Raw genomic sequence first — 24514 nt, 5'->3', positions numbered from 1 at the left:
CCCTCCGGTCTCCCCATACCACAACAACGAGGACCAAGGCCCGAAGCCACGGCTTGTTTCCCGGCAAGCCCTAACTACACGGCATTGGATCTAGTGCCCCGGCGGGCGTCGCGGTGGTCAGGAGCACCCCTCGGGACCAGGTAGTATTTTCTCTGTCGCCACCGCGGGAACGCGGTCGGCGGGAGTCATGCGCCGCTAGCTCAGTTGGTTAGAGCAGCTGACTCTTAATCAGCGGGTCCGGGGTTCGAGTCCCTGGCGGCGCACCTGTGAAGGGCCTCTCGTGGGAGCGAGGGGCCCTTCAGCATGTTCTCGATCATCGCGGCGTCCAGGTTCTCGCCGTCCACGGTTGATCCCGGCGACGGCTGGCCAACGCGGCCGCGCACCGGTCCCGGACGAGCTGTGCGACCGTTCGCCTCGGCTCCATGGGCACGCACGAGGTCAGATATGGAAAGCCGTGCTGTACGTGACCATGAAGCCGACGCAGAACACGACGATTCCGCCGAGCAGCGCCAGGATGGCCAGCGTGCCTGCCGCGCTGACGACCGGGCGGGGTGCGTGGGCCGTGGCCACGACCTGCGGGCCGCCGGAGTAGTACACGGTCACGAAGTCGCCCTCGAGGACCGTCGCCGGGCCGCCGTCCTCCTCGAACCGTACGGCGCGGCCGTCGCGCGTGATGAACTCGTACACGTGGTGCAGCCGGGTGCGCACGGAGGTGTCGTTGCCGCCGCCGTGCGTCGTCGTGAACGTCCGCAGGCAGCGCGCCTCGGCCGTCAGCCCGCTGGTCCAGGCGCCCTGGAGCTGGAGCCAGCGGCGCACCACCCGGTCCGCCATGAAGACCGCGCCGGCCATCATCAGGCCCGGTACGACGTAGAACACCACGTCCATCGCACATCCCCCGAGGTCTCGTACGCCGCACCCCTGCGGCCGGCGTGCAGGGAACCTACCCGGGCGGGGCTGGGCCGGGCTTACGGGCCCGTCTCTCCGCGCCCCGCGCAGAACGCCACCGTCAGGTCCTTCACCAGCGCCTTCCGCTCGTAGTCGTCGAGTTCGACCAGCCCCCGCACGGTCAGCCGGGTCACCGTGTCCTCCACCGAGTCCACGACCGAGGTGAGCACGCTCGCCCGGTGCTGGGCGTCCAGCGCGGCGATCCGGCGCCGGTGCATGGCGGCGGCGACCTCGGCGGCGTACTCGACGCGGACCGGTCGCACCGAGAACACCTCCAGGCCGACCGGCGCCGTGTCCGCCGCCACCAGCCGGGTCAGCGCGTCGGCCGCCGAATCCACGGGCCCCTTCGCGCCGCCCGGCATCTCCACCGGCACCCGGGCGAGCGCCGCCTCCACGCACTCGCGCAGATACGTCTCGTGGTCCTCGACGCCGAGCAGCGCCCAAGCGGTGTCCCGCACCCGCCACACCACGAGGACAACGGCCCGCAGCGCCACCCCGCTCCCGTCGGCGGCGGGCATCGGCTCGCTGCGCCAGTGCCGCAGCCGTACGTCGACCCGGCGGCGCAGCAGCAGCGGGTTGACCCAGAGCAGGCCGGTGCCGCGCACGGTCCCGCGGTAGCGGCCGAACAGCCCGAGCACCCAGGCCCGACCGGTCCGCCCGCGGGCCAGCCCGCCGAAGCCGAACAGCCCGAGCGCCCCGGCGCCCGCGTACGCCGCCCACTGCGCCGGACCGAGCCCGGCCCCCGCGTACGCCGGCAGCCGCAGCGCCTCCGCCGCGAGCGGCGGCAGCGCCCCGGCCCACCACGACGCGGCCACGCACCCGGCCGCCCCGCAGGCCCCGGCGATCACGCCGACCACGCCGGGCAGCACCCGCGCGGGCCGCTCCGCCAGACCGGGCTCGACCTGCGGCACCGGACGCGGCCCGACCGGCTCCGGGCGCCGCAGGCGCGGCTGCTCCCCCGTCCCCTGCCGCCGGCCCACCACCGCGGGCTTCAGCGGCACCGGCGCCGGGTCGGGGTCGTCGCGGAACAGCAGGTGGACCGGGATCTCGGTGGTCGCCTCGTTCTGGATCAGCCGGGCGGGCCGGGGCGAGCCGCGCTCGGCCGGTCCTTCGGGCTCGGACGTGTGAGAAGTGGTCGTGGTCATGCGTGCCTCCAGCCTCCGCGCCAGATGCGTCACAACAGGGGTCTACGGCCGAGGCCGCCGTTCGGGAAAGCACCGCCGTTCAGGAAACGAGCCGCCGTTCAGGAAAAGAGCCGCCGCCAGGTCTCCGGCCCCGGGTAGCCGTCCGCCGCGCCGCCCCGCCAGCCCTGGGCGCGCTGGAAGGCCTCCACCGCGCGCCGGTCCGCCTCGCTCCAGCGCGGCCCGGGCCCAATCGTGTAGTACCGGCCGTACCCCTTCTTCACCAGCTGCCTCCCCAGCTGGGTGACGTAGGTGTTGTCCGCGCCGGGCCGGAACAGCGCCCGCCCCGGATAGCCCGGCACCCCGTGCGAGGCGGGCGGGCTCGCGGTCGTGGCCTTGATGTCGTTGCCCTTGCCGGTGACGAGGAGTTCCCACGTCCGCGGGCCCGGCAGCCCGTCCGCCTCCCGGCCCCGCCAGCCCTGGGCCAGCTGGAAGGCCTGGGTCGCGCGCCGGTCGGCGTCGGTCCAGCGCGGTCCGGGGCCGGAGGTGTAGGAGCGCCCGGCGCCGCGTTCGACGAGCATGCGGCCGAGCAGGGTGACGTACTTGTTGTTCGCGCCGGGGCCGAAATACGCCGCTCCGGGATACGGCGCCGGGGCCTGCGCGCCGGGCTTGACGGTGTCCGGCTGCGCGCCCGCCGTGTCGGTCGTGAGCCCCTTGTAGCGGTAGGCGAGGTAGCGGTCGGAATGGCTCCAGTAGGCGTACGGGGTGTCCTTGCGGCGAACGTGCGGGCGGGTCGCCTCATAGGCGGTGTAGTGGCTGCGCGTGTCGTCCGTCCAGCCGCCGAAAATGACGACGTGCGAGCCGTTCTGCGGATTCGCCGGATTGTGGAACAGCAGAATGTCGCCGGGCTGGAGCTCCTTCTTGGAAATGCGCTCCCCGTACTGGTCGAGGCTGCCCGTCCATTCGTTTCCGGGCAGCTTCCAGGCCATCGAGACGAAGCCCGAGCAGTCCTGCCGGTAACCGTCGGACCAGTAGTCCTTCATGCTGTACGGCACCTTCGCGGCGAGCCATTCCTTGGCCCGCCTGATGATCTCCGCGCGGGTCGTCGGGGGTGTCTTGACGGGCCCCGCGGGCCGGGCCGGACGGCCGCCGGGGCCGTGCAGCGGGGCCTTGCCGCCCTGCGGGGTGTCGGGCTCGTCACCTGCGGGAACGCCGGGCCGCTGGGGGGCGTGCGCCGCGGCCGGGGCGGCGACCGCCTGGCCCGCGCCCAGGGTGGCGCAGGCCGCGGCCACGGCGAGAGCCCGGTGGGCGGCCGGGTGCCCGGTGCTGCGGCCGGTCGGGGACGGGGGAAGGACGCGCCTCCAGTAAAGACATCCGGCACAGTCGCAGTCGCTCGCGGGATCGAATTCCTCGAATGCCGGAGTCTCCATGCGATTCCCTTCACACTCCAGGTTAAAATGTTCACGCCTGCGCACGAGCGTCAGTTTCTCAACTGTCTTCCCGATGCGCATGTTGACGGTCCAAATGATGTACACCAGCCGCTTCCGGACCGGATCCGCCGCGCGGCCCGCGGTCGGGAGCACCGCGCGGGGCCGGGTGGAGTTGCCGGCCGGCACGCGCCGCTGGCTCAGTTGGCACCTCCAGGAGCGGATCAAGAAGCTCATCATCGACCGCAGGCTGCCCTCGGGAGCCCCGCTGCGGACCGAGCCCTTGCTGATGGACTACCTCGGCGCGAGCCGGAACTCGGTGCGCGAGGCGCTGAAAGCGCTCCGGGCGATGGGCATCGTCGAGATCCGGCACGGCTTCGGCACCTACGTCGGCCCCAGGTCGCTGGCCCCGATGATCGAGGGCCTCGCCTTCCGCACGGTCGCCGGGCACTACCCGGGCGAGGACTCTGCTGAGCGAGGTGCTGGAGGCGTTCTGGGACGCGCGCGGAGGAGGCCATAAGGGAGCACTTCGGGAACATCCGCGCCCGGCTGCCCACAACTGCTCCACAAGACCCCCTCAGGTGCCACAATGAGCGCGTTTGACCGGTAAACGCGTCGTTTCGCATCTTGCGATCATGAGGAATGCCGTAGAAACCTGGTTTTCCAAGATGCTGCGGATTCGCGGCAGTTGGGGGGTAAGAGCCGGTTGTCGGCACCGCGGGGAGAGGGGCCCTGTTCTTGTAACGGATGCCGAGGGGGGCATCATGCAACCGGAACGCCGCTGTGCCATGTCTAAAAAGTGTGGGTGATGTGGTGACTGCGGTTCATCACTGATACGTCTGTGAAGCAGGCCGAGGGGGGTCGGCGGCAGACGGTTGGAAGCGACGAAACACGCGGCGTTCCCGCGTGTGGGGGGATGACTCATGACGTCGACACCGACGGGCGCCCGGCAGGACCCGTCACAGACCACCCAGCTCAGGGTGCCCGGGCAGCGGAACAGCACGACGGGGGTGTTACGCCGGATCAAACGCACGCTGCCGAGGTACGACTACGAGCACTACAGCCGGCTGGCGGGGCCCCTCACCCAACCGGACCCGAACAAGCCGTACCGGGTCGGGTACCGCTCACTGATCTCGCAGGAGCCGCACCGCATCCGGATCGCGCTGATACTGGCCGCGGCCCCGGTGCTGTCGCTGGTCCTGCTGGTCTGGCTGCTGCAGCCCGCGCACTGGACCGAGCGCGACTACCCGGCCTTCGACTGGCTGCCGGCCCTCGACGTGGTGATGCTCGTCGCGATCGGCCTGATCGAGTTCTTCCGCTGCATGAACGTGCTGTCGAACGCGCACGCCACGCTGGTCGCCCGCGACCCGATCCCGGTGGTGCCCGAGACCGGCACCAGAGTGGCCTTCCTCACCTCCTTCGTGCCCGGCAAGGAGCCGCTGGAGATGGTGACGAAGACGCTGGAGGCCGCGGTGCGGATCCGCCACCGAGGCCTTCTGCACGTCTGGCTCCTCGACGAGGGCGACGACCCCGAGGTGAAGGCGGTCTGCGAGCGCCTCGGCGTGCACCACTTCTCCCGCAAGGGCGTCGCGAAGTGGAACCAGAAGAAGGGCCCGCACCGCGCCAGGACCAAGCACGGCAACTACAACGCCTGGCTGGAGGCCCACGGCGACGACTACGACTTCTTCGCCTCGGTCGACACCGACCACGTGCCGCTGCCCAACTACCTGGAGAGGATGCTCGGGTACTTCCGCGACCCGGACGTCGGCTTCGTCATCGGCCCGCAGGTGTACGGCAACTACGACAATTTCGTCACCAAGGCCGCCGAGTCGCAGCAGTTCCTCTTCCACGCGCTGATCCAGCGCGCCGGCAACCGCTACGGCGCCCCGATGTTCGTCGGCACCTCCAACGCCGTACGGATCAAGGCGCTCAAGCAGATCGGCGGCCTGTACGACTCGATCACCGAGGACATGGCCACCGGCTTCGAGATCCACCGCCACAAGAACCCGGCCACGGGCAGGAAATGGCGCTCGGTCTACACCCCGGACGTGCTCGCCGTCGGCGAGGGCCCGGCCGCCTGGACGGACTTCTTCACCCAGCAGATGCGCTGGTCGCGCGGGACGTACGAGACGATCCTCAAGCAGTACTGGAAGGGCTGGTACTCGCTGCCGCCGGGCATGCTCTTCAACTACACGATGATGATCGTTTTCTACCCGATGTCCGCCCTCAACTGGATCCTGGCGGCGCTGAGTTGTGCGCTGTTCCTGGGCCTGGGCGCCTCGGGTGTGAACATCGACCCGGCGGTGTGGCTGATGCTCTACGGCAACGCCTCCGCGCTCCAGATCGGCCTGTACGTCTGGAACCGCCGCCACAACGTCTCCCCGCACGAACCGGAGGGCTCCAGCGGGGTCGCCGGCATGGTGATGTCCGCGCTGTCGGCGCCGCTGTACGCCAAGGCGCTGATCGACTCCGTGCTGCGCCGCAAGAGCAAGTTCGTGGTCACTCCCAAGGGCAACTCGGCCAGCCCCGACCGGTGGTTCGGGACATTCCGGCACCACTGGTACTTCATCCTGATCTTCGGCGGTTCCATCGCCGCCGGATTCGTCTGCGGCCACTCCCACCCGGCGATGATCATCTGGGCGACCTTCGCCATGCTGATCACGGCGACGCCGATCTTCGTCTGGCGGCACGAGCTGCGCGAGGCGAAGAAGAAGCCGGCCGCGGCCACGGCACCGGCGGCCCAGCCCGGGCAGCCGGCCGCTGCGGGGCCGTACCAGACGCAGCCCCTGCCGCAGCAGCGGGGGCGGCATGCCGCACCGCACGCCCCGCAGCAGCGCCCGAGTTGGGCCGCTGCCCCGCACGGCGAGGGTCACCCGGGCCACGCGGCTCAGGGCAGCGGCGACGGGGGCAACGACCAGACCATGCAGATCGCCCTTGGTGGGCTTGGGGGACGTAAGGAATGAAAGACCGTGCCGGCCGCCGTCGTGCCCGTCGTCTCGCGATAGGCACCGCGGTGGTACTAGCGCTGGCCGGGATGAACGGGCCGTGGCTGTACCGCTTCGGGACCGAGAAGTACCACCGGTACCAGATCGACAGACCCGAGTACAAAGCCGCCAACGGCAAGTGGGAGATCATCGAGTTTCCCGAGGAGTACCGGCAGAACACCATCCACGCGGCGCTGCTGCACACCGGCAAGGTGCTGCTCGTCGCGGGGTCGGGCAACGACGCGGACAACTTCGACGCGAAGAAGTACGACACCCGTATCTGGGACCCGGTCAAGGGCACCATCAAGAAGGTCCCGACGCCGAAGGACCTGTTCTGCACGGGCCACACCCAGCTGCCCAACGGCAATCTGCTGATCGCGGGCGGCACCAAGCGGTACGAGAAGCTCAAGGGTGACGTGAAGAAGGCCGGCGGCCTGATGATCGTCCACAACGAGAACCCGGACAAGCCGATCACCATCCCGGCGGGCACCAAGTTCACCGGCAAGAAGAACGGCAAGACCTTCGTCTCCAAGGACGCGGCGCTCGTCCCGCGCGCGAAGAAGAAGTTCGACCCGAAGACCGGCAAGTTCCTGGGCAACACCCCCGGCCTCTACCGGATCTACGTCGAGGCCCAGAAGGAGGGCGCGAAGTACGAGACCGGCACCGAGGACAACTACAGGATCCAGGGGCTGTCCGGCGACGACGCGAACAACACGTACGGCATCGCGCAGAAACTCGCCCTGGACAAGAAGGACTTCCAGGGCATCAGGGACGCCTTCGAGTTCGATCCGGTCGCCGAGAAGTACATCAAGGTCGACCCGATGCACGAGGCGCGCTGGTACCCGACGCTCACCACGCTCTCCGACGGGAAGATCCTCAGCGTCTCCGGCCTGGACGAGATCGGCCAGCTGGTGCCGGGCAAGAACGAGGTCTTCGACCCCAAGACCAAGAAGTGGACGTACACCAAGGAAGGCCGCCAGTTCCCCACGTACCCGGCGCTGTTCCTGATGCAGAACGGCAAGATCTTCTACTCGGGGTCCAACGCGGGCTACGGCCCGGCCGACAAAGGCCGTGACCCGGGCGTCTGGGACCTGAAGACCAACAAGTTCACCAAGCTGCCCGGCATGAGCGACCCCGACCAGCTGGAGACGTCCGGCACGGTGCTGCTGCCGCCCGCGCAGAACGAGAAGTACATGGTGATCGGCGGCGGCGGGGTCGGCGAGTCCAAGAAGTCCACCAACCGGACCCGGCTGATCGACCTCAAGGCCGACGACCCGCGGTTCGTGGACGGCCCGACCCTGGACAGGGGCACGCGCTATCCGCAGGCGTCGGTACTGCCCGACGACAGCGTGCTGGTGTCCGGCGGTTCTCAGGACTACCGGGGCCGCAGCGACTCCAACATCCTCCAGGCGCGGCTGTACGACGCGGAGAAGAACGCGTTCGGCCGGGTCGCCGACCCGCTGGTCGGCCGCAACTACCACTCCGGCTCGATCCTGCTGCCCGACGGCCGCGTGATGTTCTTCGGCTCCGACTCTCTCTACGGCGACAAGGCCAACACCAAGCCGGGCAAGTTCGAGCAGCGGATCGAGATCTACACGCCGCCGTATCTGTACCGGGGTTCGCGGCCCTCACTGTCGGGCGGGCCGCAGACCATCGAGCGGGGTGAGTCGGGGACGTTCACCTCGAGGGAAGCCGCTTCGGTCAAGAAGGTGCGGCTGATCCGGCCGAGTGCGTCGACGCATGTCACGGATGTCGATCAGCGGTCCGTCGCGTTGGACTTCGAGGCGTCCGGGGACAAGGTGAAGGTGACGGTGCCGGAGAACCGGAATCTGGTGCAGTCCGGGTGGTACATGCTGTTCGTCACGGATGGTGAGGGGACGCCCAGTAAGGCGCAGTGGGTGAAGGTGCCGTAGCGCTTCCGCGGGTTCCGTTTTCGGCTGCGGGTTGGTTGTGGCTGGTCGCGCCCACACGGCGGAGCCACATGTCGACACAGCCCCGCGCTCCTTCAGGGGCGCGGGGGTTGCCGTCAGTCGGAAGCCCGGGCCAGCTTCAGTGCGTAGTCGGCCCACCACTGGCCTGCCTTCGGGCCGCCCTTGCACTCGCCGTCCGACTCGCCCGGGCGTTTGACCCACAGGTAGGCGTCTACCAGGGGGTCAGCCGTCTTCGTGGTCGGGGTTTCGCCCAGGGCGCGGCCGGGCGGGTTGCACCAGCGTTCGTTCGGGTCGCCCTCGGTGTAGGGGCCGTTGCCGTTGCGGCTGGTGTCGATGACGAAGTGCTTGCCGCCCACCTTGGCGGACAGCTGCTTGCCGTAGGCGATGGAGTCCTCGGTGGAGTAGAAGTTGGAGACGTTCACCGAGAAACCGTCGGCCTGGTCGATGCCCGCCCGCTTCAGGGGCTCGAAGATCGCGTCGGGTTCGCCCCAGCCGGCGTTGCCCGCGTCCAGGTAGACCTTGGTGTTCTCCAGGGACGTGAACTTGGCGATGGCACCCTTGAGGAGGTCGTAGCGCTCCTCGTGGTACTGCTCCGGCGTGCAGTTGTCGACCAGATGCAGTACGGCGTCGGGTTCGAGGATGACGGTCGCGGGGCGGTCGCCGATGCCCTTGGCCACGTTGCCGACGAAGGCGCGGTAGGCGTTGCCGTCGGCGGCGCCGCCCTGCGAGTACTGGCCGCAGTCGCGGTGCGGAATGTTGTAGACGACGAGCAGGGCCGTGCGGCCGGCCTTGTCGGCGGCCTCGGTGAAGCCGCGCGCCTGCTCCTCCGGGTTCTCCGGGGTGATCCACTCGGCGACCGGCTGCTCGGCGATCTTGCGGATCTGCTCGGCCTCCGGGTCCTTGCCGCCCTTCTCGTAGGTGGCGAGCTGCTGGGCCGCGCTGCCGTCCGGGTTGACCCAGAACGGATCGGCCTCCTTGGGCTGCTGTGTGATCCCGGCGCCCGCCCCGTCGCCCGGATCCTCGTCGTCTCCGGAGCCTGAACACCCCGCGACCAGCAGTGCCGCCCCCAGCACCGCCACGGACGCCCGCCTCGCGGCGTAGGCGCCGACCCCCCTCTTGCCGTACATCCAACTCCCCCTTGGGTGTACCGTTCCAAGTCTCAATCCTGGCATAGGTCCCGCCGCACCCACGAGGTCGGTGGAGCCCCGGTCCGGCGCCGCTGTCCGGGACCGCACCCGGGCACGGGCGCCCCCTGGGCCCGGCCGCTCCACCGTTCTACAGTCGTCGCAGTACGCCGCCCCCAGTCCCGGCCGGTGAGTCACTCACCACGGCCGCCGCAGCCTCCCGCGCCCCGCCCGCGCCGCCTGCTCGGCGGACCACGGCTTGCCGAACGGCTGGGTGGCCGAGTCGACGGAGGCGACGCCCTCAGTGGCGGCGAGCTGCTCGGTCAGCTGTGCCACCTCCTGCCGGCCCTGCTCGGTCAGCGTGCCGTCCCGGACCACGCCGTCGGCGGCGTGGCCGACCACGGTCGTCGGCAGCGCCGCGTTGTTATCAGGCCGCGTTGTTATCAGGTCGTCGGCCATGGTGAATGACGAGAATCGCGAGTAAATGTCGGGGGGGGGGATTGACCCCCGGATTTAACAACGCTGGATGCACTCGTGATCGTTCCCTTGATAGATTCCCCGCTGATGCTGGTCTCCCTGACCCTGACCAGCACGGCAGGGCTGCAGACCGTCGTCTTCGGGGCGCTGCGCGGGGACTGGTCCCTGACGTGGTGGATCCCCAACCTGGCCCTGCTCCTCTTCCCGATCCCGTCGATCATGTACCTGCTGCGCGGATCGCAGAGGGACGCAGGCCGCAGCATGGGCTCCGTAGCGGCACGCCGGACGAGATGACTCAGAGGCCGGTTCCCGTGAGGTACGCCGAGACGACCACGTTGGCCGTGTAGCTGCGGCTCGCCCGGTCGAAGCTGCCGCCACAGGTGACCAGCCGGAGTTCGGCGCGCCCGGCGCGGCGCGGGCCGTAGGCCTGGTGGGCGTCGAAGCGGTCGCGGGTGAGGACCTGGACGCCGTCGACGGTGAACTCGGCGACCGTGGCGTCGTCCCGGATCACCCGGATCTTCGCGCCCGGCCGCAGCGCGCTGACCCTGTAGAAGACGGCCGGCCGGGTCTCGGTGTCGACGTGCCCCACCAGCAGCGCGGTCCCGGCCGTGCCCGGCCGCACCCCGTCCGCGTACCAGCCCACCAACCCGGCCTGTTCGAAGGGCGGCGGATCCAGCGCACCCCGCTCGTCCAGGCCGCGCGCCACCACCGGGGCCTGCACACCGAGGTCCGGGATGTCCAGGCGCTGCGGCAGCGCCTGGCCCAACGGCCGGTGCGCGGGCGGCAGTTCGACGCCCGGCGGCCGGCCCACCGCCGCCACGTCACCGGTGGTCGGCGCGGATGTCCCGTGCCGTACGTCGGTCACCCCGCGGCCCCACAGCCACAGCCCGAGCAGCAGAACCGCCCAGGCCACGCCGGCGAGCAGGCGGCCGGTGCTGGAGGAACGCTCGTGATCGGACATGGCCGGGTCAGTCCGTCCCGCGACTCCGGCGGACGCTGCGCAGGGCCACGGCCACGGCGGCGGCCCCGGCGAGGAGCAGGCCGGTCACCGTGTGCCCCGCACCGGGCCCGGTGCCGCGCGTGTCCACCGCGTGCACCGCGTCCACCGCGGAGAGGTGCGCGGCGCCGCCGCCGCCCGCCTGGACGGGGGCGACAGGTGAAGAGTGGGCCGACGGTCCGGCGGGAGCGGGCGGCTCGGCGGCGTCGGGCTGCCCGGCCCGACCGGACGAGCGGCCGACGGTGATCGCGCCGGAGCGCTCGGTGTCGCCGCAGGCGACCGTCACCTCGTACGTCCCCGCCGTGAGCGTGGAGCGGACCCGGCTCTCGCCGAAGAGTGTGCCGCCCGCGCCGGTGAGCCGGACGTCGGCGACGAACGCCGCGGAGACCGCCGTACCGGTGCGTTGCTGCGCGCAGCCGTTCACGCGCAGCGCGATGTCGGTGCCGGGGGCCGGGGAGGCCGGGCTGACCGAGACACCCCCGTCCGCCGCGTACGCCGTCGGAGCGAAGGCGAGAGCGGACAGCAGACCCGCACAGAGAGTGACTCTTACTGAACCCATCGTGAACCTCCAAGTATGTGGAGACTCCCCCGCCGTGTGGGCCCCCGCATCCTCAGCAGGGGCTTCGCTACTCCGTTCGGGTGGTGATGGGTTTCGGAGGCGCCTCTCTCGCTCGGAGCGGGCGGCCCCGGGGCTCGGATCCGGCCGGTCGGCCTTCAGATCCCGTCGGCCCTCAGATCCGGTCGACGAGGTCCGCGATGGAGTCGACGACCTTCGACGGCCGGTACGGGAAGGCGTCGACCTGCTCGGGCCGGGTCAGGCCGGTGAGCACCAGGAACGTCTGCATGCCCGCCTCCATCCCGGCCAGCACGTCGGTGTCCATGCGGTCGCCGATCATCGCGCTGCTCTCGGAGTGGGCGCCGATCGCGTTGAGGCCGGTGCGCATCATCAGCGGGTTCGGCTTGCCCGCGAAGTACGGCTTCCTTCCGGTCGCCTTGGTGATCAGCGCGGCCACCGCGCCGGTCGCCGGGAGCGGGCCCTCGGTGGAGGGGCCGGTCTCGTCCGGATTGGTGCAGATGAAACGGGCGCCGCCGTTGATCAGCCGTACGGCCTTGGTCATCGCCTCGAAGGAATAGGTGCGGGTCTCGCCGAGGACGACGTAGTCGGGCTCGTGGTCGGTCAGGACGTACCCGATGTCGTGCAGCGCGGTGGTCAGGCCCGCCTCGCCGATGACGTACGCCGTGCCGCCGGGCCGCTGGTCGTCCAGGAACTGGGCAGTGGCCAGCGCCGAGGTCCAGATGCTCTCCAGCGGCACGTCCAGACCCATGCGCTTCAGGCGTGCGTGCAGGTCACGCGGGGTGTAGATGGAGTTGTTGGTCAGGACGAGGAAGGGTTTGCCTGACTCGCGGAGCTTCTTGAGGAAGGCGTCGGAGCCGGGGATCGGTACGCCCTCGTGAATGAGCACACCGTCCATGTCGGTGAGCCACGACTCGATGGGCTTGCGGTCTGCCATGGACTTCGGTCTCCTGCCGTACGCGGTCCTGCGTGCGCCTCAGGGTAAACAGGGGCGCCTCGGACTGAACAGTGGCCGGATCTTGGGGGTCCGGCCGAGGCACGAGGGGTTGGCTTCGCGTGAGCGGGAGTCGCGGCTTCAGCGGCGGCGGCGCAGCAGCAGGGCGCTGAGGCCGGTGAGCAGGAGGGCGCCCGCCGTGGCGAGGGCGGCGCGGGCGGGGACGGTGCCGGTGCGGGCGAGTTCGTCGGCGAACGGCAGCCGGACGCCCGGGCCGGCCGAGGAGGCGGAGGCGTCGGGGCTCGGCTGCGGGGTGGCCGGGTCAGTGACGTCGGGATCGGTGTCGGTATCGAGGTCGGTATTGGTGTCGGTATTGGTGTCGGCATTGATGGAGAAGCGGTAGTCGCCGGACTGGCCGACCCAGTCGCCGTCGCCCTCCTGCCGCTGGACCACGGCGGCGTTGGCGGTGACCCGGTTGGGCGCGGCGTCCGAGGTGAACGCGAGGCGGACCCGCACGGTGAGGGTCCTGCGGGGGCCGACGGTGAAGCCGGGGAAGCGGTCGCCCACGCCGGTGAAGGCGCCGACGAGCTCGTCCCGGTCGGTGGTCTCGAAACGTACGGGGTACGGGCGGCCGCCCGCGAAGAACTCCAGCCGGGCCTGCGCGGGCTTCAGGGCGCGCTGGTCGTCGACGAGGACGACTACCGGGTGGATGCCGGTGCAGGTGCGGGTGGTCGTGTTGGTGAGATCGAGGTACCAGGTGCCGTGTCCGCCGCCGGGCGTATAGGAGTCGGGGCCGCCGTGGATACGGGTGCCGAGCGGGAAGGTGCGGTGGTCCGGGCTCACACAGGCGGGTCCCGGGTCGGCGTGCGCGGCAGGCGCGAGGGTCGTGAGGGCCGCTGCGGGCATCAGGGCGGCGACGACGGCTGCGGCGAGGCGGGCGGTCAGGGACGAGGGCGGGGACAGTCGCTTCGGGCACAGTCGCATGAACACATGACCATGCCGGGTGCGGGGCGAGCGCGGCGGTGCCGCTCCGCGCGGTTCCCCGAACGGCGGTGCGGGTCCGCCCGATCGGCCGACGGTTCGTGGGACCCCGGACAGGGCCTAGCGGCGTCCCAACTCCTTCGCGCGTGTGTGCGCCCAGCCCGTCAGGAGGACACCGGTGGCGGCAAGGACGGCGTACGCCAGCATCGCCGGTACGAAGCCGCCGGGGAGCCAGCCCAGCAGCCCCCGGTCACCGTCGTCGACGAGGATCCTGGCGAGTCCCTGACCGAAGGCCACGAGCAGGACCATGCCGAGGATCTGCAGGGCGTCGTATTTCATGGTCTTCCCCTTCGCGAGGCGAGATACCTCACCTGGCGCGGGTCTTCCCCGCGGAGGCGCCTCGGTCCGGGGACGCGGACCCGTCGAGGGACGCGGACCCGTCCACGCCCTCCCCGCCTCACCCATCCCCCCGCCCGAACAACGCCCCCACCACCAGCTGAGCCGCCCCCACCGCGACCCCCCGCCCCCCGCCGGGTGCAAGCCGCACCGGCACGGCACCCTCCCCCGTCCGCCGGGCCCGCGCCTGAAGCACTGCCTCCACCCCGCGCACGTACACCTCCGGAGCCGCGGCCACCGTACGGCCGCCCAGCAGTACGACGTCGATGTCCAGCAGCCCGACCAGGTTCGCGGCCCCCGCGCCCAGTATGCGCGCCGCCTCCTCGACGTCCCCCCGCGCGACGGCCCTCAGGCACAGCGCCTCGACGCACCCGCGGTCCCCGCAGGTGCAGGGCGGCCCGTCCAGCTGGATGACCTGGTGCCCGAACTCACCGGCCCCCGTCCGCGTCCCCCGGTGCACGCTCCCGCCGATCACGAGCCCGGCCCCGAGCCCCGTACCGAGGTGCAGATAGGCGAACGAGCCTCCCTCGCCGCCGACGGCGAGTCCGAGCGCGGCGGCGTTGGTGTCCTTGTCCACGACGACCGGCACCCCGAGCCGCCCCGCGAGCGCGTCCCGCAGCGGGAAGCCGTCCCACTCCGGGAAGCCGGTGACGCGATGCAGGACGCCGCGGGAGTGGTCGAGCGGGCCGGGGAGGGCGACGCCCAGGCCGAGGAGGGCACGGACACCGGCCCCCGGGGCGGGCCGCAGCGCATCCCGCACCGACCCCGGCGCATCCCCCACCAACTCCGGCGCATCCCCGACCAACAGCCGGGCATCCCCCACCACCCCCTCCACCACGGCCTCCGCCCCCGCGCCCAGCTCCAGCGGAACCCTCCGCTCCCCCACCACCCTGCCCTTGAGATCGACCAGCACCGCCCGCAGTTCGTCCCGGTCCAGGTGGACGCCCACCGCGTGCCCGGCCTCCGGTACCAGCCGCAGCACCGTGCGCGGCTTGCCGCCCGTCGACGCACGGCGCCCGGCCTCCGCCGCGAGGCCGTCCTCGCGGAGCCGGGCGGTGATCTTGCTGACCGCCTGCGGGGTGAGCCCGGTGCGCTCGGCGAGTTCGAGCCGGCTGATGCCCTCGTCCCCGGCCGTGCGCAGCAGGTCGAGCACGAGCGCGGTGTTGTGGCTGCGCAAGGCGCCCAGATTCACGCCGCCACCCTGCACGCCCCGCATCCCGCCGACCGCACCGCCCGCCCCACCGGCGCCGCCCCCACCCCTGGCCCTGTCCACCCGATCCACGCCGTCCATTCTCCCCACCGCTTGCACTTTGGCAACAGCGTTGTGAAAGTGGGCACCATGACTGGCACACCGACTGGCACACCCTTCGGCAGCTCCCCGGCACCACCGGCTCGCACGCCCCTGCGCGTGGGCCTGATCGGCTACGGCCTCGCGGGCTCCGTCTTCCACGCCCCGCTGATCGCAGCTACCGAGGGGCTGACCCTCGACACGGTGGCGACCGGCAACCCCGAGCGGCAGCGGCAGGCCCGCGCCGAGCACCCGGCCGTGCGCGTGGCAGCCACCCCGGAGGAGCTGTTCGAGCGCGCCGGCGGCCTCGACCTGATCGTCATCGCGTCGCCGAACAAGACGCATGTGCCGCTCGCGGCCACCGCCCTCAAGGCCGGTCTGCCGGTCGTGGTGGACAAGCCGGCCGCGGGCACGGCGGCCGAGGCGCGCGAGCTGGCCGCGCTGGCCGAGGAGCGCGGACTGCTCCTGTCCGTCTTCCAGAACCGGCGCTGGGACAACGACTTCCTGACCCTGCGCCAGTTGCTGGCCGACGGCGAGCTGGGCGACGTATGGCGGTTCGAGTCCCGCTTCGAGCGGTGGCGGCCGCAGCCGAAGGGCGGCTGGCGGGAGTCCGGCGACCCGGCAGAGATCGGAGGTCTGCTGTACGACCTCGGCAGCCATGTCGTCGACCAGGCGCTGGTGCTCTTCGGTCCCGTCACGCGGGTGTACGCCGAGTCGGACATCCGGCGGCCGGGCGCGCTGACGGACGACGACACGTTCATCGCGCTGACGCACGCGAACGGCGTGCGGTCGCACCTGTACGTCTCCGCGACGGCGGCCCAGCTCGGCCCGCGCTTCCGGGTGCTGGGCTCACAGGCGGGCTACGTGAAGTACGGCCTGGACCCGCAGGAGGCGGCCCTGCGCGAGGGGCTGCGCCCCGGCCCGGAGTGGGGCGCCGAGCCCGAGGCGCTGTGGGGCCGGGTGGGCTCCGGTGAGTCACCCCTGACGGGCGGCGGCCGCCCGGTACGGACCCTTCCGGGCGACTACCCCGCTTACTATGCGGCCGTGGCGAAGGCCCTGCTGGACGGCGGCCCCAACCCGGTGACCGCCCTGGAGGCGGCCGCCGGGCTCGACGTCCTCCAGGCCGCCCGACGATCGGCCCACGACGGAGTGGCGGTGACGCTGTGACCCAGAGATTCAGCCCCAGGCTCCACCCGGAACCCAGAGCGGCGGTGACCCGGTGACCCACAACCCGGCACATCATTCACGCCAGACGCACGACCAGGAACTCGGCCCCAAGTTCCACCCGGAGCTGACCCCTTCCCTGGAGGAGCTGGAGAAGCAGGAACACCGCCTGATCTTCCGCCAGTTCACCTACGACGACGCATGGGCGCTCGGCTCGCTGCTGGTGGAGATGGCACGGGAGCGGCAGGCCCCCGTCGCCATCGACATCCACCGCGCCGGCCAGCAGCTCTTCCACGCCGCGCTGCCCGGCTCGACCCCCGACAACGACACCTGGATCGCCCGCAAGCGCCGGGTCGTGGAGCGCTACGGCAGCTCCTCCTACCTGGTGGGCGCCCGCTTCCGCGCCAAGGGCACGACGTTCGAGGAGTCCTCCCGCCTCGACCCCGGCACCTACGCGGCGCACGGCGGTTCGTTCCCGGTCACCGTCGAGGGCGTGGGCGTGATCGGCGCGGTGACGGTGAGCGGGCTGCCGCAGTTGCAGGACCACCGGTTCGTGGTGGAGGCGCTGGAGGAGTTCCTGAAGCCGTGAGGTTCCCGGGCCTGACGGGATGATCCGCGGGCACCCTCCGGTTGGCACTGTCCGTACGCGTGATGATCACGGCACAGCGACCCCACCGGAGGGACCGGAACCAATGAGCACCCCCCTGAAGGACACGGTCGGCAGGTACGGCATCTGGAGCTTCGGCCTGCGTTCCGAGGACCCGGCACGGCGCGGCGAACTCGACGAGGCCGCCGCCGAGTTGGAGGAACTCGGCTACGGCGCCGTCTGGCTGGGCGGCAGCAGCGCCGCCCGCCACGCCGTACCGCTGATCGAGGCGACGGCGAGGATCACCGTCGCCACCAGCATCCAGAGCATCTGGCAGCACGAGGCGGAGGCGAGTGCCGCGAGCTTCGCCGAGGTGGAGGCGGCCCACCCCGGCCGCTTCCTGCTCGGCCTCGGCGTCAGCCACGCGAAGCTCACGGACCAGTACCGCCGCCCCTACTCCGCCCTCGTCGCCTACCTCGACGCCCTGGACGCCGCCGGGGTGCCGGCGGACCGCCGCCTGCTGGCCGCCCTCGGCCCGAAGACGCTGGAGCTGTCGCGCGACCGGGCGGCCGGGTCGATCCCGTACCTGGTCACCCCCGAGCACACCGCGTACGCCCGCGAGATCATGGGCGAAGGCCCGCTCCTCGCCCCCGAGTTGAAGGTCGTCCTGGAGCAGGACCCGGCCCGCGCCCGCACCGTGGCCCGCGACTACCTCGCCATGTACCTCGCCCTGCCGAACTACACCAACAACTTCCTCCGGCACGGCTTCACCGAGGACGACCTGACCGACGGAGGCAGCGACCGCCTGGTGGACGCGGTGTTCGCGTGGGGCGACGAGGACCGCATACGGCAGCGGATTCGAGGCCTTCCACGCAGCGGGCGCCGACCACGTGGCCCTCCAGGTTGTCGAGGACGGCCCCCGCGACACGCTTTCGAGGGAGGGCTGGCGCAGCCTCGCTGCTCTGCTGCCGTGAGCTGACCAACCCTGAGGGGCGCGGGACTGTATCGATATGCGGCTCCGCCGCGTGGGCGCGACCAGCCACACCCCACCCGCAGCCGCCAACCAACCGCAGTCCCCCACCCCTCAGGCGTTCTTGAACTCCTGCCGCTGCCGCCCGAGCCCGTCAATCTCCAACTCGACGACATCCCCAGCCCGCAAGAAGGGCTTGGGCTCCGGCTGCCCCAACGCCACCCCCGCCGGCGTCCCGGTGTTGATGACATCACCGGGGTACAGGGTCATGAACTGACTGACGTACCGCACGACTTCCCCGACCGGAAATATCTGCTCGGCAGTCGTACCGTCCTGCTTCAGCTCCCCGTTGACCCACAGCCTGAGCGAGAGATCCTGCGGGTCGGGAACGTCGTCGGCGGTCACCAGCCACGGCCCCAGCGGATTGAACGTCTCGCAGTTCTTGCCCTTGTCCCAGGTCCCGCCCCGCTCGATCTGGAACTCCCGCTCGGACACGTCGTGCGCGACCGCGTACCCCCCGACATGCGCCAGCCCCTCCCGCGCCGACCCCAGATACCGGGCCGTACGTCCGATGACGACCGCCAGCTCGACCTCCCAGTCGGTCTTCACGGACCCGCGCGGGACGAGCACCGTGTCGTTCGGCCCGACCACCGTGTCCGCCGCCTTGAAGAAGATCACCGGCTCGGCGGGCGGCTCGGCCCCGGTCTCGCGGGCGTGGTCGTGGTAGTTGAGCCCGATGCACACGATCTTGCCGATCCGCCCCAGCGGCGGCCCGATCCGCAGCCCCGCCCCGTCCAGCACTGGCAGGTCACCGGCGTCGGCCGCGGCGCGTACCCGGGCGAGCGCGGCGTCGTCGGCGAGCAGCGCGCCGTCGATGTCCGACACGAGGCCCGACAGGTCTCTGAGGGTCCCCTCGGCGTCGAGCAACGCGGGCCGCTCCCTCCCCGCCGTACCGACTCGCAGCAGCTTCATGATCAGTCTCCCTCGATCGCTGGCCCCACCCGAGGCATACGGCCCGGTGCGGCGGACGCAGCCATCGGAGGACTGGTCGATCCTCCAAGCTGGGGTTCCACTCCGCAATACCCCGTTCACGGAGTGGACCCCGGGGCGGTACGACTCACCGGTACAGCACGGCCCGCCCTGGTGCGTCCCCGGGCGTCGGGATCGCGTTGCGGCAGGAAGGCCGTACGGCGGTCGCGGTCACCCGTGCCCTGGCCGACGCCGCCGACCTGTCCGCCGACGTGTCGCGGCTGCTCGGTGAGCTGGAGGCACCGCAGGCCACGCCCGCCCGGCAGCTGGCGGCGATGGCGGCCTTCGACCGGCGCCTGTTCGAGCGCGCGGGCGACGTCATCACGCTGGTGCGCGAGGCGGGCCGTACCGAACCGGAACTGGCGGCCTTCTACCGCGAGGTGCGCGCCGACGCCGACGGCGTCCGCGTCCGGATGTTCTCCTCCTGGCCCGCCGGGGTCTTCCGCAGCGGCCAGGACGTACGGTCGGCCACGGACGTCTACGCGGCCCTGTGCACCATCGACGTCTACGACGTCCTCACCGCCGAGACGCTGGCCCGTGAACTCCTCGCCTGACGGCGGTCAGCGCGGGCGTACAGCCACGAGCTTTCCCCACACCACCAGCCGGTACATGGAGGTGTACTCGGGGGTGCAGGTGGTGAGGGTGAGGTAGTGGCCGGGGTCGTCGTAGCCGTACGCGGGCCTGGTCAGGCTCCTGGGCACGCGCCGGATGACGCCCGTGTCGTGGGCCGAGGTGCGCGGCAGGGTCCGGTCGACGGCGTACGTGTAGACCGCGGCTGCCGTCTCGACCTCGATGGTGTCCTCGGGCCGCAGCCGGTTGATGTACCGGAAGGGCTCGCCGTGGGTGTTGCGGTGCCCCGCGAGCGGGGCCGCCCGCACGATAAGGGGCGAGCCCTCAAGTCATCAGCCACATGCGCCGCTCCTCCCCTGTTCGACACTTCGTACACAGGTTGGAAAAAGGCCTGTCGCCACTCTCGACACCCCACCCGTCACACCCGATGCTGCCTGGTGGCACGAACGGGACAGACCGCCGCAACGCCGGATCAGGGAACCGCCGTTGCGTGACGTGCGTGCCACCCCCCACCTACGGAGGAGCCGTGATCAGACGCAGAACCCTGCTGGCCGCAGCAGGCGGTACGTTCCTCGGCAGCGCCCTGGCGACGGGCACCGCACACGCGGACGCCACCATCGCCGTCAACCCCTCGACGACGTACGGCAGCTGGGAGGGCTGGGGCACCTCCCTGGCCTGGTGGGCCAACGTCTTCGGCGCCCGGGACGACTTCGCCGACCTCTTCTTCACCACCAAGTCCGTGTCGTACAACGGCCGTACACTCCCCGGCCTCGGCCTCAACATCGCCCGCTACAACCTCGGCGCGTGCAGCTGGAACAGCGTCGAGGGCGAGACCATGGTGGAGTCGGCCAACATCCCCGGCTTCAAGCAGATCGAGGGCTTCTGGCAGGACTGGCGCAACGAAGACCCCACGTCGTCGGCCTGGAAGTGGTCGGCGGACGCTGCCCAGCGCGCGATGCTCCAGAAGGCCACCCAGCGGGGCGCCGTGAGCGAGCTGTTCGCCAACTCCCCCATGTGGTGGATGTGCCTCAACCACAACCCCTCGGGCGCGGCGAACGGCGGCAACAACCTCCAGCCCTGGAACTACCGCCAGCACGCCTCCCACCTCGCCGCGGTCGCGCTGCACGCGCGCACCAACTGGGGCGTGAACTTCGCGACGGTCGACCCCTTCAACGAGCCCAGCTCCTCCTGGTGGACGGCGACGGGCACGCAGGAGGGCTGCCACATGGACGCGACGGTCCAGTCGGCCGTACTGCCGCACCTGCGCAGCGAGTTGGACAAGCGCGGCCTGACGGGCACCAGGATCGCGGCGTCGGACGAGACCAGTTACGACCTGGCCCGCACCACCTGGAACTCCTTCAGCTCCTCGACGAAGGCTCTGGTGAGCCAGGTGAACGTGCACGGCTACCAGGGCTCGGGCGGCCGCCGCGACCTGCTCTACACGGACGTGGTCACCACCTCCCGCAAGGTCCTGTGGAACTCCGAGACCGGCGACCGCGACGGCACCGGCATGACCATGGCGAGCAACCTGCTCTACGACTTCCGCTGGCTGCACCCGACGGCCTGGTGCTACTGGCAGGTCATGGACCCGTCGTCGGGCTGGGCGATGATCGCGTACGACCCGAACACGCTCCAGCCCGGCGCCATACAGACGAAGTACTACGTGATGGCCCAGTTCAGCCGCCACATCCGCCCCGGCATGACCATCCTGGACACGGGCGTGAGCTACGCGGTGGCGGCACTGGACCGGGCAGCGAGGCGCCTGGTGATCGTGGCCGCGAACACGTCGACGTCCGCCCAGACCCTGACGTTCGACCTGTCGCGCTTCTCTTCCGTCACGGGCGGCTCGGGCGGCCTGGTCCCCCGCTGGAACACGGTGACGACGGGCGGCGGCGACCTCTACACGGCCCGCTCGGACATCCGCCTGAACGGCAAGTCGGTGAGCGTGCCGTTCGCGGCGAGGTCGGTGCAGACGTTGCAGGTGGACGGGGTGGCGCTCTGACGGGCGGGGCCATCGGACGGGCGCGATCGTCGGACGGGCGCGATCACCGGACGGCCGTGGTGATCCGCGGCCGTCGTGATCCGGCGGTCGCGGGGATCCTGCTGCTCGGCGACCCTGCTGCCACGGTCGTCTGACAGCGACGGGACACGGCACACGGTGACCGGACCGGGCTCGGGCTCCTGGCGCCCGGTCCGGTCTGGTTCGCCGGGCACCGTTCCACGGCGTTCACCCGCTTTCACCTCTTTGACGGTCCTTTGACGGTGTGGAAAAGCCCGCGGCGCCCCCGGCGACGGCTCACTACCGTCGGAGCCGAGCCGGACACACCTCCGCCCCACACCCACGGAGCCACCATGCGGCGCCCGCTGCCCCGCCTGATCGCCGCCACCGCTCTCGCCGTGGCGGCGATCACCCCGATCGCCACGACGGCGACGGCGGCACGAACCACCCCGTCAACGGCCTCGGCTACCGCTCCCACTCCGTCACCAAGCACTGCTTCGTCGGCTACGACGTCCAGTGGACGCGCATCACCGACAACACCACGGGCGTGAGCGGCTACGTCCCCCCGAGGTACCTCGGCAACGGAAACTTCGACATCGGCATGCGCTGAGGCCGTCCCACCTGCTGAAACCATCCCTTCTCTTGTCGCTCCCTTCACTCTCCCGTGTCGGCGGTCGGCAGTACGGTGTCCCCTATGCGCCCCGACACGCCCGCCGAAAACGTCGACCACTCCGCCGAAGCGGCACGCCTGGAGCGGACCGCCGGCCTGTATCCCGAGGACGCCGAGGCCCTGCTCCTGCGGGCCGCGGCCCACCTGGAACTGGCCGGCGACCGCCCCGCCGCGAGCACCCTCTACGACCGTCTCCTCTCCGACGCCGGCCCCCTGGAGAACCCCCACCTCGTCCGCGCCCTCAAGGCCTCGAACCTCTGGGAGTACGGCCACGAGGCCGAGGCCCGCGCGATCATCGACGGCGTCCGCGCCGCCGCCCCGCGCGACCCCGCCCCCTGGGTGATCATCGCGGAGTCCCTGGAATCCCACGACGAGCTGGAGACAGCGCAGGAAACATTCACGCAGGGAGCAAGCCTCCTGCTGGCGGACGTGGCGGACCCCCCGTACGCGACGCATCCCCTCCTGATCGGCCGCCACAGGGTGCGCCGCATGCTGGGCGCCGCCCACGACGAGTGGGACGCCCTGGCCGACACCCTCCACTCCATGCCGGTCTCCCTGGACGAGCTCCACGACCCCAAGCGCGTATGGTCCCTGGGCTCGGACAACCCGGCAGAACTGCAAGCCGAACTCTCCCGCCTCCGAGCCGAACTGGGCGCCTACCGCGAGGCCCTCTCCCGCCCCTTCCCGGTGGCCATGCTCCACTGGCCGGGGGACGAACTGACGGAACTGGTCGCGGCGTACCCGTCACTGTCGGCGGAGTACCCCTCCCTTGAGGAACACCTGGCGACGATAGAGGCCTCGCTCCGGGAACTGGCATCCTCCGGCACCCCCAACCTGGGCATCGTGACCGGCACGGTCCCGTCCTACGAGGCCTTCGCCGCCTCGGAGGGCACCTCCCCGACCGACGCGACGCTGCTCCCCCAGTACGCGACGACCCTGGCGGCCCGCGGCCGAGCGGTGGCCTGGCCACCCCAGAAGGGGACGGTGTGCTGGTGCGGCTCGGGCCAGTCGTACGAGGACTGCCACGGGAACGCGGCCTGACCGAGCCGAGGTCCGGGGGTGGCCCCAAGATGCGCGAACCACCCCCGTGCCGAGACTGGACCTATGACCACCAAAGCACTCCTGGACGGCGGCCCGGACGACCTGGCAGGCAAGATCGTCCCGATCACCCCACCCGGCCAGGAACTGAAGATCCCCCACCACGGCGGCTACGAGCACTACAAGGTCACTACGCGCCACGAGCAGACCGAGGAGGGTGAGGTGACCGTATACCAGTGGTGGGAACGCACATCGATCGCCGAATAACTCCCACCACACCACCGACCCACCCGCCCCACCCCACCCATCACCAGGCAGTGTGCTGGAGCCGCTTCTGCGCTCCGTGACGGGACCTCCCGCCCTGCTATGGGCCCTGACGGAACGGTCTACGGACCGTTCCGCCGCTGGCAGCGCCTGGGAGTGTGGACAGGGCTGCTCACCAAGTTCCAGGCCAGAACCAACGCGCGCGGTCGCATCGGCTGGACGGTGACCGTCGACTCCACGGTCTGCCGGACTCACCAGCACGCCGCCGGGGCACGCCGGGACGGCCATGCCCCGGAAGGGACCGCCTTGGCCCAGGGGTTCCCGCGAGCCGCGATGAGTCCTGCGGCGTCCGGCGGTCGTACTGTCAAACCCGTCACCGAGGAGGACTGCTGATGCGCAGCGTGACCTATTCGATGGGCGTCTCACTTGACGGCTACATCGTCGGGCCGGACGGCGCCTTCGACTGGACGGCGCCCGACGAGGAGGTCTTTCGCTTCTGGATCGACGAGATACGAGAGGTCGGCGTCCACCTGTTGGGACGACGGCTGTACGAGACGATGCTGTACTGGGAGACCGCCGACCAGGATCCGTCGCTCGACGACTCAATGCTCGAGTGGGCCGCGATCTGGAAGCCGCTCCCAAAGGTGGTGTTCTCCACCACGCTGTCGGCGGTGCAGGGCAATGCCCGCCTGGCCTCCGACGGCCTGGCGGAGGAGATCGAGCGGTTGCGAACCGAACCGGGGGAGGGCGACATCGCGATCGGCGGCGCGACTCTCGCCGCCGAGGCGGCCGCGTTGGGTCTGATCGACGAGTACCGGGCCATGGTCTACCCGGTGCTGGTTGGCGGTGGCATTCCGTTCTTTCCCCAGCGCGAGCGCCGGGTGGATCTCGAACTCGTCGAGACCCGCACCTTCAGCTCGAGAGTCGTCTGTCTCCGCTACCGCGTGGCGCACTAGCCCCAATGCCGTGTAGTTAGGGCTTGCCGATTAATAACTCGCTGTCTTGATCTCCGGTGGGTGGGTGAGTCCTGCCGCGCTGGCGAGGG

24 protein-coding genes, 1 tRNA gene and 4 pseudogenes are annotated in these 24514 nt (G+C 70.9%); 15 read left to right on the top strand and 14 right to left on the bottom strand.

The window, feature by feature from the left end:
- Nucleotides 1–189 precede the first annotated feature (189 nt).
- Nucleotides 190–263: transfer RNA gene (locus H8R17_RS38640), tRNA-Lys, on the top strand.
- Nucleotides 264–438: 175 nt separating this feature from the next.
- Here H8R17_RS38640 and H8R17_RS38635 read toward each other — a convergent pair.
- The 3 genes from H8R17_RS38635 to H8R17_RS38625 all read right to left on the bottom strand — a co-directional run bounded on the left by H8R17_RS38635 (nt 439) and on the right by H8R17_RS38625 (nt 3496).
- Nucleotides 439–885 carry a hypothetical protein gene (locus H8R17_RS38635; RefSeq protein WP_187827865.1) on the bottom strand — a complete coding sequence of 149 codons (447 nt, stop codon included), beginning with the start codon at nt 883–885 and terminating at the stop codon, nt 439–441.
- Nucleotides 886–965: 80 nt separating this feature from the next.
- A complete protein-coding gene (locus H8R17_RS38630; RefSeq protein ID WP_187827864.1) occupies nt 966–2090 on the bottom strand; it encodes an SPFH domain-containing protein in 1125 nt (374 codons plus the stop codon).
- A 98-nt stretch (nt 2091–2188) separates the two neighbouring features.
- Nucleotides 2189–3496, bottom strand: a complete 1308-nt coding sequence (locus H8R17_RS38625) for a peptidoglycan-binding protein (RefSeq protein WP_187827863.1) — start codon at nt 3494–3496, stop codon at nt 2189–2191.
- A gap of 172 nt (nt 3497–3668) precedes the next feature.
- Between H8R17_RS38625 and H8R17_RS38620 the strand changes: the two are divergent.
- The 3 genes and pseudogenes from H8R17_RS38620 to H8R17_RS38610 all read left to right on the top strand — a co-directional run.
- A pseudogene (locus H8R17_RS38620) lies at nt 3669–3962 on the top strand (FadR/GntR family transcriptional regulator); the annotation flags it as partial.
- A 454-nt stretch (nt 3963–4416) separates the two neighbouring features.
- Nucleotides 4417–6456 (top strand): glycosyltransferase family 2 protein, encoded by a 2040-nt coding sequence (locus H8R17_RS38615; RefSeq protein WP_187827862.1) that lies wholly within the window; start codon nt 4417–4419, stop codon nt 6454–6456.
- Nucleotides 6453–8390 (top strand): kelch motif-containing protein, encoded by a 1938-nt coding sequence (locus tag H8R17_RS38610; protein ID WP_187827861.1) that lies wholly within the window; start codon nt 6453–6455, stop codon nt 8388–8390. The genes H8R17_RS38615 and H8R17_RS38610 overlap by 4 nt, the downstream gene beginning before the upstream one ends.
- Before the next feature lie 113 nt (nt 8391–8503).
- Here the strand turns inward: H8R17_RS38610 and H8R17_RS38605 are convergent, their stop codons facing one another.
- A complete protein-coding gene (locus tag H8R17_RS38605; RefSeq protein WP_187827860.1) occupies nt 8504–9535 on the bottom strand; it encodes a glycoside hydrolase family 6 protein in 1032 nt (343 codons plus the stop codon).
- A 195-nt stretch (nt 9536–9730) separates the two neighbouring features.
- Complete coding sequence (locus H8R17_RS38600; RefSeq protein ID WP_187827859.1) at nt 9731–9991, bottom strand: hypothetical protein; 261 nt, start codon at nt 9989–9991, stop codon at nt 9731–9733.
- Between the two features lie 75 nt (nt 9992–10066).
- On the opposite strand from H8R17_RS38600, the gene H8R17_RS38595 reads away from it, so the two are divergent.
- A complete protein-coding gene (locus H8R17_RS38595) occupies nt 10067–10303 on the top strand; it encodes a DUF5360 family protein (RefSeq protein WP_316959664.1) in 237 nt (78 codons plus the stop codon).
- A 1-nt stretch (nt 10304) separates the two neighbouring features.
- On the opposite strand, the gene H8R17_RS38590 is transcribed toward H8R17_RS38595, so the two are convergent.
- From H8R17_RS38590 to H8R17_RS38565, 6 genes are all read right to left on the bottom strand, one after another.
- Complete coding sequence (locus H8R17_RS38590; RefSeq protein WP_187827858.1) at nt 10305–10970, bottom strand: class F sortase; 666 nt, start codon at nt 10968–10970, stop codon at nt 10305–10307.
- Between the two features lie 7 nt (nt 10971–10977).
- A complete protein-coding gene (locus tag H8R17_RS38585) occupies nt 10978–11565 on the bottom strand; it encodes a hypothetical protein (RefSeq protein ID WP_187827857.1) in 588 nt (195 codons plus the stop codon).
- A 172-nt stretch (nt 11566–11737) separates the two neighbouring features.
- Entirely contained in the window at nt 11738–12517 is a 780-nt protein-coding gene (locus H8R17_RS38580; RefSeq protein WP_187827856.1) for an HAD-IIA family hydrolase, read from the bottom strand.
- A gap of 138 nt (nt 12518–12655) precedes the next feature.
- Complete coding sequence (locus H8R17_RS38575; RefSeq protein ID WP_399477854.1) at nt 12656–13498, bottom strand: hypothetical protein; 843 nt, start codon at nt 13496–13498, stop codon at nt 12656–12658.
- A gap of 117 nt (nt 13499–13615) precedes the next feature.
- A complete protein-coding gene (locus tag H8R17_RS38570; protein ID WP_187827855.1) occupies nt 13616–13834 on the bottom strand; it encodes a hypothetical protein in 219 nt (72 codons plus the stop codon).
- Nucleotides 13835–13952: 118 nt separating this feature from the next.
- A complete protein-coding gene (locus H8R17_RS38565; protein ID WP_187827868.1) occupies nt 13953–15107 on the bottom strand; it encodes an ROK family transcriptional regulator in 1155 nt (384 codons plus the stop codon).
- Nucleotides 15108–15230: 123 nt separating this feature from the next.
- Here H8R17_RS38565 and H8R17_RS38560 point away from each other — a divergent pair, with 123 nt between their 5' ends.
- From H8R17_RS38560 to H8R17_RS38550, 3 genes and pseudogenes are all read left to right on the top strand, one after another.
- Nucleotides 15231–16346, top strand: a complete 1116-nt coding sequence (locus H8R17_RS38560) for a Gfo/Idh/MocA family oxidoreductase (protein WP_187827854.1) — start codon at nt 15231–15233, stop codon at nt 16344–16346.
- Between the two features lie 52 nt (nt 16347–16398).
- Nucleotides 16399–16932: a heme-degrading domain-containing protein gene (locus H8R17_RS38555; protein ID WP_399477852.1), complete on the top strand. Its 534-nt coding sequence runs from the start codon at nt 16399–16401 to the stop codon at nt 16930–16932.
- Between the two features lie 103 nt (nt 16933–17035).
- Nucleotides 17036–17903, top strand: a pseudogene (locus tag H8R17_RS38550) (LLM class F420-dependent oxidoreductase).
- A gap of 110 nt (nt 17904–18013) precedes the next feature.
- Here the strand turns inward: H8R17_RS38550 and H8R17_RS38545 are convergent.
- Both H8R17_RS38545 and H8R17_RS49575 read right to left on the bottom strand, forming a co-directional pair.
- Complete coding sequence (locus H8R17_RS38545) at nt 18014–18871, bottom strand: fumarylacetoacetate hydrolase family protein (RefSeq protein ID WP_187827853.1); 858 nt, start codon at nt 18869–18871, stop codon at nt 18014–18016.
- Between the two features lie 116 nt (nt 18872–18987).
- Nucleotides 18988–19101 (bottom strand): annotated as a pseudogene (locus H8R17_RS49575) (DUF6412 domain-containing protein); the annotation flags it as partial.
- Here H8R17_RS49575 and H8R17_RS38540 point away from each other — a divergent pair.
- Nucleotides 19069–19482, top strand: a complete 414-nt coding sequence (locus tag H8R17_RS38540) for a hypothetical protein (protein WP_223125977.1) — start codon at nt 19069–19071, stop codon at nt 19480–19482. The pseudogene H8R17_RS49575 and the gene H8R17_RS38540 overlap by 33 nt on opposite strands.
- A 6-nt stretch (nt 19483–19488) precedes the next feature.
- Here H8R17_RS38540 and H8R17_RS38535 read toward each other — a convergent pair.
- Nucleotides 19489–19791 (bottom strand): annotated as a pseudogene (locus tag H8R17_RS38535) (sortase domain-bontaining protein); the annotation flags it as partial.
- Nucleotides 19792–20024: 233 nt separating this feature from the next.
- Here H8R17_RS38535 and H8R17_RS38530 point away from each other — a divergent pair.
- The 6 genes from H8R17_RS38530 (at nt 20025) to H8R17_RS38505 (ending at nt 24425) form a co-directional block, all read left to right on the top strand.
- Nucleotides 20025–21500: a glycoside hydrolase gene (locus H8R17_RS38530; RefSeq protein ID WP_187827852.1), complete on the top strand. Its 1476-nt coding sequence runs from the start codon at nt 20025–20027 to the stop codon at nt 21498–21500.
- Nucleotides 21501–21762: 262 nt separating this feature from the next.
- The gene (locus H8R17_RS38525; protein WP_187827851.1) at nt 21763–22107 is read left to right on the top strand and encodes a hypothetical protein; all 345 of its coding nucleotides are present in this window, start codon (nt 21763–21765) and stop codon (nt 22105–22107) included.
- An 84-nt stretch (nt 22108–22191) separates the two neighbouring features.
- Nucleotides 22192–23208, top strand: a complete 1017-nt coding sequence (locus H8R17_RS38520; protein WP_187827850.1) for an SEC-C domain-containing protein — start codon at nt 22192–22194, stop codon at nt 23206–23208.
- Between the two features lie 63 nt (nt 23209–23271).
- Complete coding sequence (locus H8R17_RS38515; RefSeq protein ID WP_187827849.1) at nt 23272–23472, top strand: DUF5988 family protein; 201 nt, start codon at nt 23272–23274, stop codon at nt 23470–23472.
- 99 nt (nt 23473–23571) lie between these two features.
- Nucleotides 23572–23862, top strand: coding sequence for a hypothetical protein (locus H8R17_RS49570; protein WP_187827848.1), 291 nt, complete (start codon nt 23572–23574; stop codon nt 23860–23862).
- Nucleotides 23862–24425: a dihydrofolate reductase family protein gene (locus H8R17_RS38505; RefSeq protein ID WP_187827847.1), complete on the top strand. Its 564-nt coding sequence runs from the start codon at nt 23862–23864 to the stop codon at nt 24423–24425. Before H8R17_RS49570 ends, H8R17_RS38505 begins: the two co-directional genes overlap by 1 nt.
- Nucleotides 24426–24514: the final 89 nt, after the last annotated feature.

It is taken from the genome of Streptomyces sp. TRM68367 (assembly GCF_014495685.1).
GTDB lineage: Bacteria > Actinomycetota > Actinomycetes > Streptomycetales > Streptomycetaceae > Streptomyces.
This window is presented reverse-complemented; position numbering and strand designations above follow the sequence as displayed.

Excerpts from the sequence above, each read along its gene's own strand:
- H8R17_RS38615 (WP_187827862.1), top strand. The coding sequence starts at position 4,417 with ATGACGTCGACACCGACGGGCGCCCGGCAGGACCCGTCACAGACCACC.
- H8R17_RS38625 (WP_187827863.1), bottom strand. The coding sequence starts at position 3,496 with ATGGAGACTCCGGCATTCGAGGAATTCGATCCCGCGAGCGACTGCGAC.
- H8R17_RS38575 (WP_399477854.1), bottom strand. The coding sequence starts at position 13,498 with ATGCGACTGTGCCCGAAGCGACTGTCCCCGCCCTCGTCCCTGACCGCC.
- H8R17_RS38580 (WP_187827856.1), bottom strand. The coding sequence starts at position 12,517 with ATGGCAGACCGCAAGCCCATCGAGTCGTGGCTCACCGACATGGACGGT.
- H8R17_RS38515 (WP_187827849.1), top strand. The coding sequence starts at position 23,272 with ATGACCACCAAAGCACTCCTGGACGGCGGCCCGGACGACCTGGCAGGC.
- H8R17_RS38590 (WP_187827858.1), bottom strand. The coding sequence starts at position 10,970 with ATGTCCGATCACGAGCGTTCCTCCAGCACCGGCCGCCTGCTCGCCGGC.
- H8R17_RS38565 (WP_187827868.1), bottom strand. The coding sequence starts at position 15,107 with ATGCGGGGCGTGCAGGGTGGCGGCGTGAATCTGGGCGCCTTGCGCAGC.
- H8R17_RS38585 (WP_187827857.1), bottom strand. The coding sequence starts at position 11,565 with ATGGGTTCAGTAAGAGTCACTCTCTGTGCGGGTCTGCTGTCCGCTCTC.
- H8R17_RS38600 (WP_187827859.1), bottom strand. The coding sequence starts at position 9,991 with ATGGCCGACGACCTGATAACAACGCGGCCTGATAACAACGCGGCGCTG.
- H8R17_RS38605 (WP_187827860.1), bottom strand. The coding sequence starts at position 9,535 with ATGTACGGCAAGAGGGGGGTCGGCGCCTACGCCGCGAGGCGGGCGTCC.
- H8R17_RS38610 (WP_187827861.1), top strand. The coding sequence starts at position 6,453 with ATGAAAGACCGTGCCGGCCGCCGTCGTGCCCGTCGTCTCGCGATAGGC.
- H8R17_RS49570 (WP_187827848.1), top strand. The coding sequence starts at position 23,572 with ATGGGCCCTGACGGAACGGTCTACGGACCGTTCCGCCGCTGGCAGCGC.
- H8R17_RS38570 (WP_187827855.1), bottom strand. The coding sequence starts at position 13,834 with ATGAAATACGACGCCCTGCAGATCCTCGGCATGGTCCTGCTCGTGGCC.
- H8R17_RS38560 (WP_187827854.1), top strand. The coding sequence starts at position 15,231 with ATGACTGGCACACCGACTGGCACACCCTTCGGCAGCTCCCCGGCACCA.
- H8R17_RS38520 (WP_187827850.1), top strand. The coding sequence starts at position 22,192 with ATGCGCCCCGACACGCCCGCCGAAAACGTCGACCACTCCGCCGAAGCG.
- H8R17_RS38630 (WP_187827864.1), bottom strand. The coding sequence starts at position 2,090 with ATGACCACGACCACTTCTCACACGTCCGAGCCCGAAGGACCGGCCGAG.
- H8R17_RS38635 (WP_187827865.1), bottom strand. The coding sequence starts at position 885 with ATGGACGTGGTGTTCTACGTCGTACCGGGCCTGATGATGGCCGGCGCG.
- H8R17_RS38545 (WP_187827853.1), bottom strand. The coding sequence starts at position 18,871 with ATGAAGCTGCTGCGAGTCGGTACGGCGGGGAGGGAGCGGCCCGCGTTG.
- H8R17_RS38505 (WP_187827847.1), top strand. The coding sequence starts at position 23,862 with ATGCGCAGCGTGACCTATTCGATGGGCGTCTCACTTGACGGCTACATC.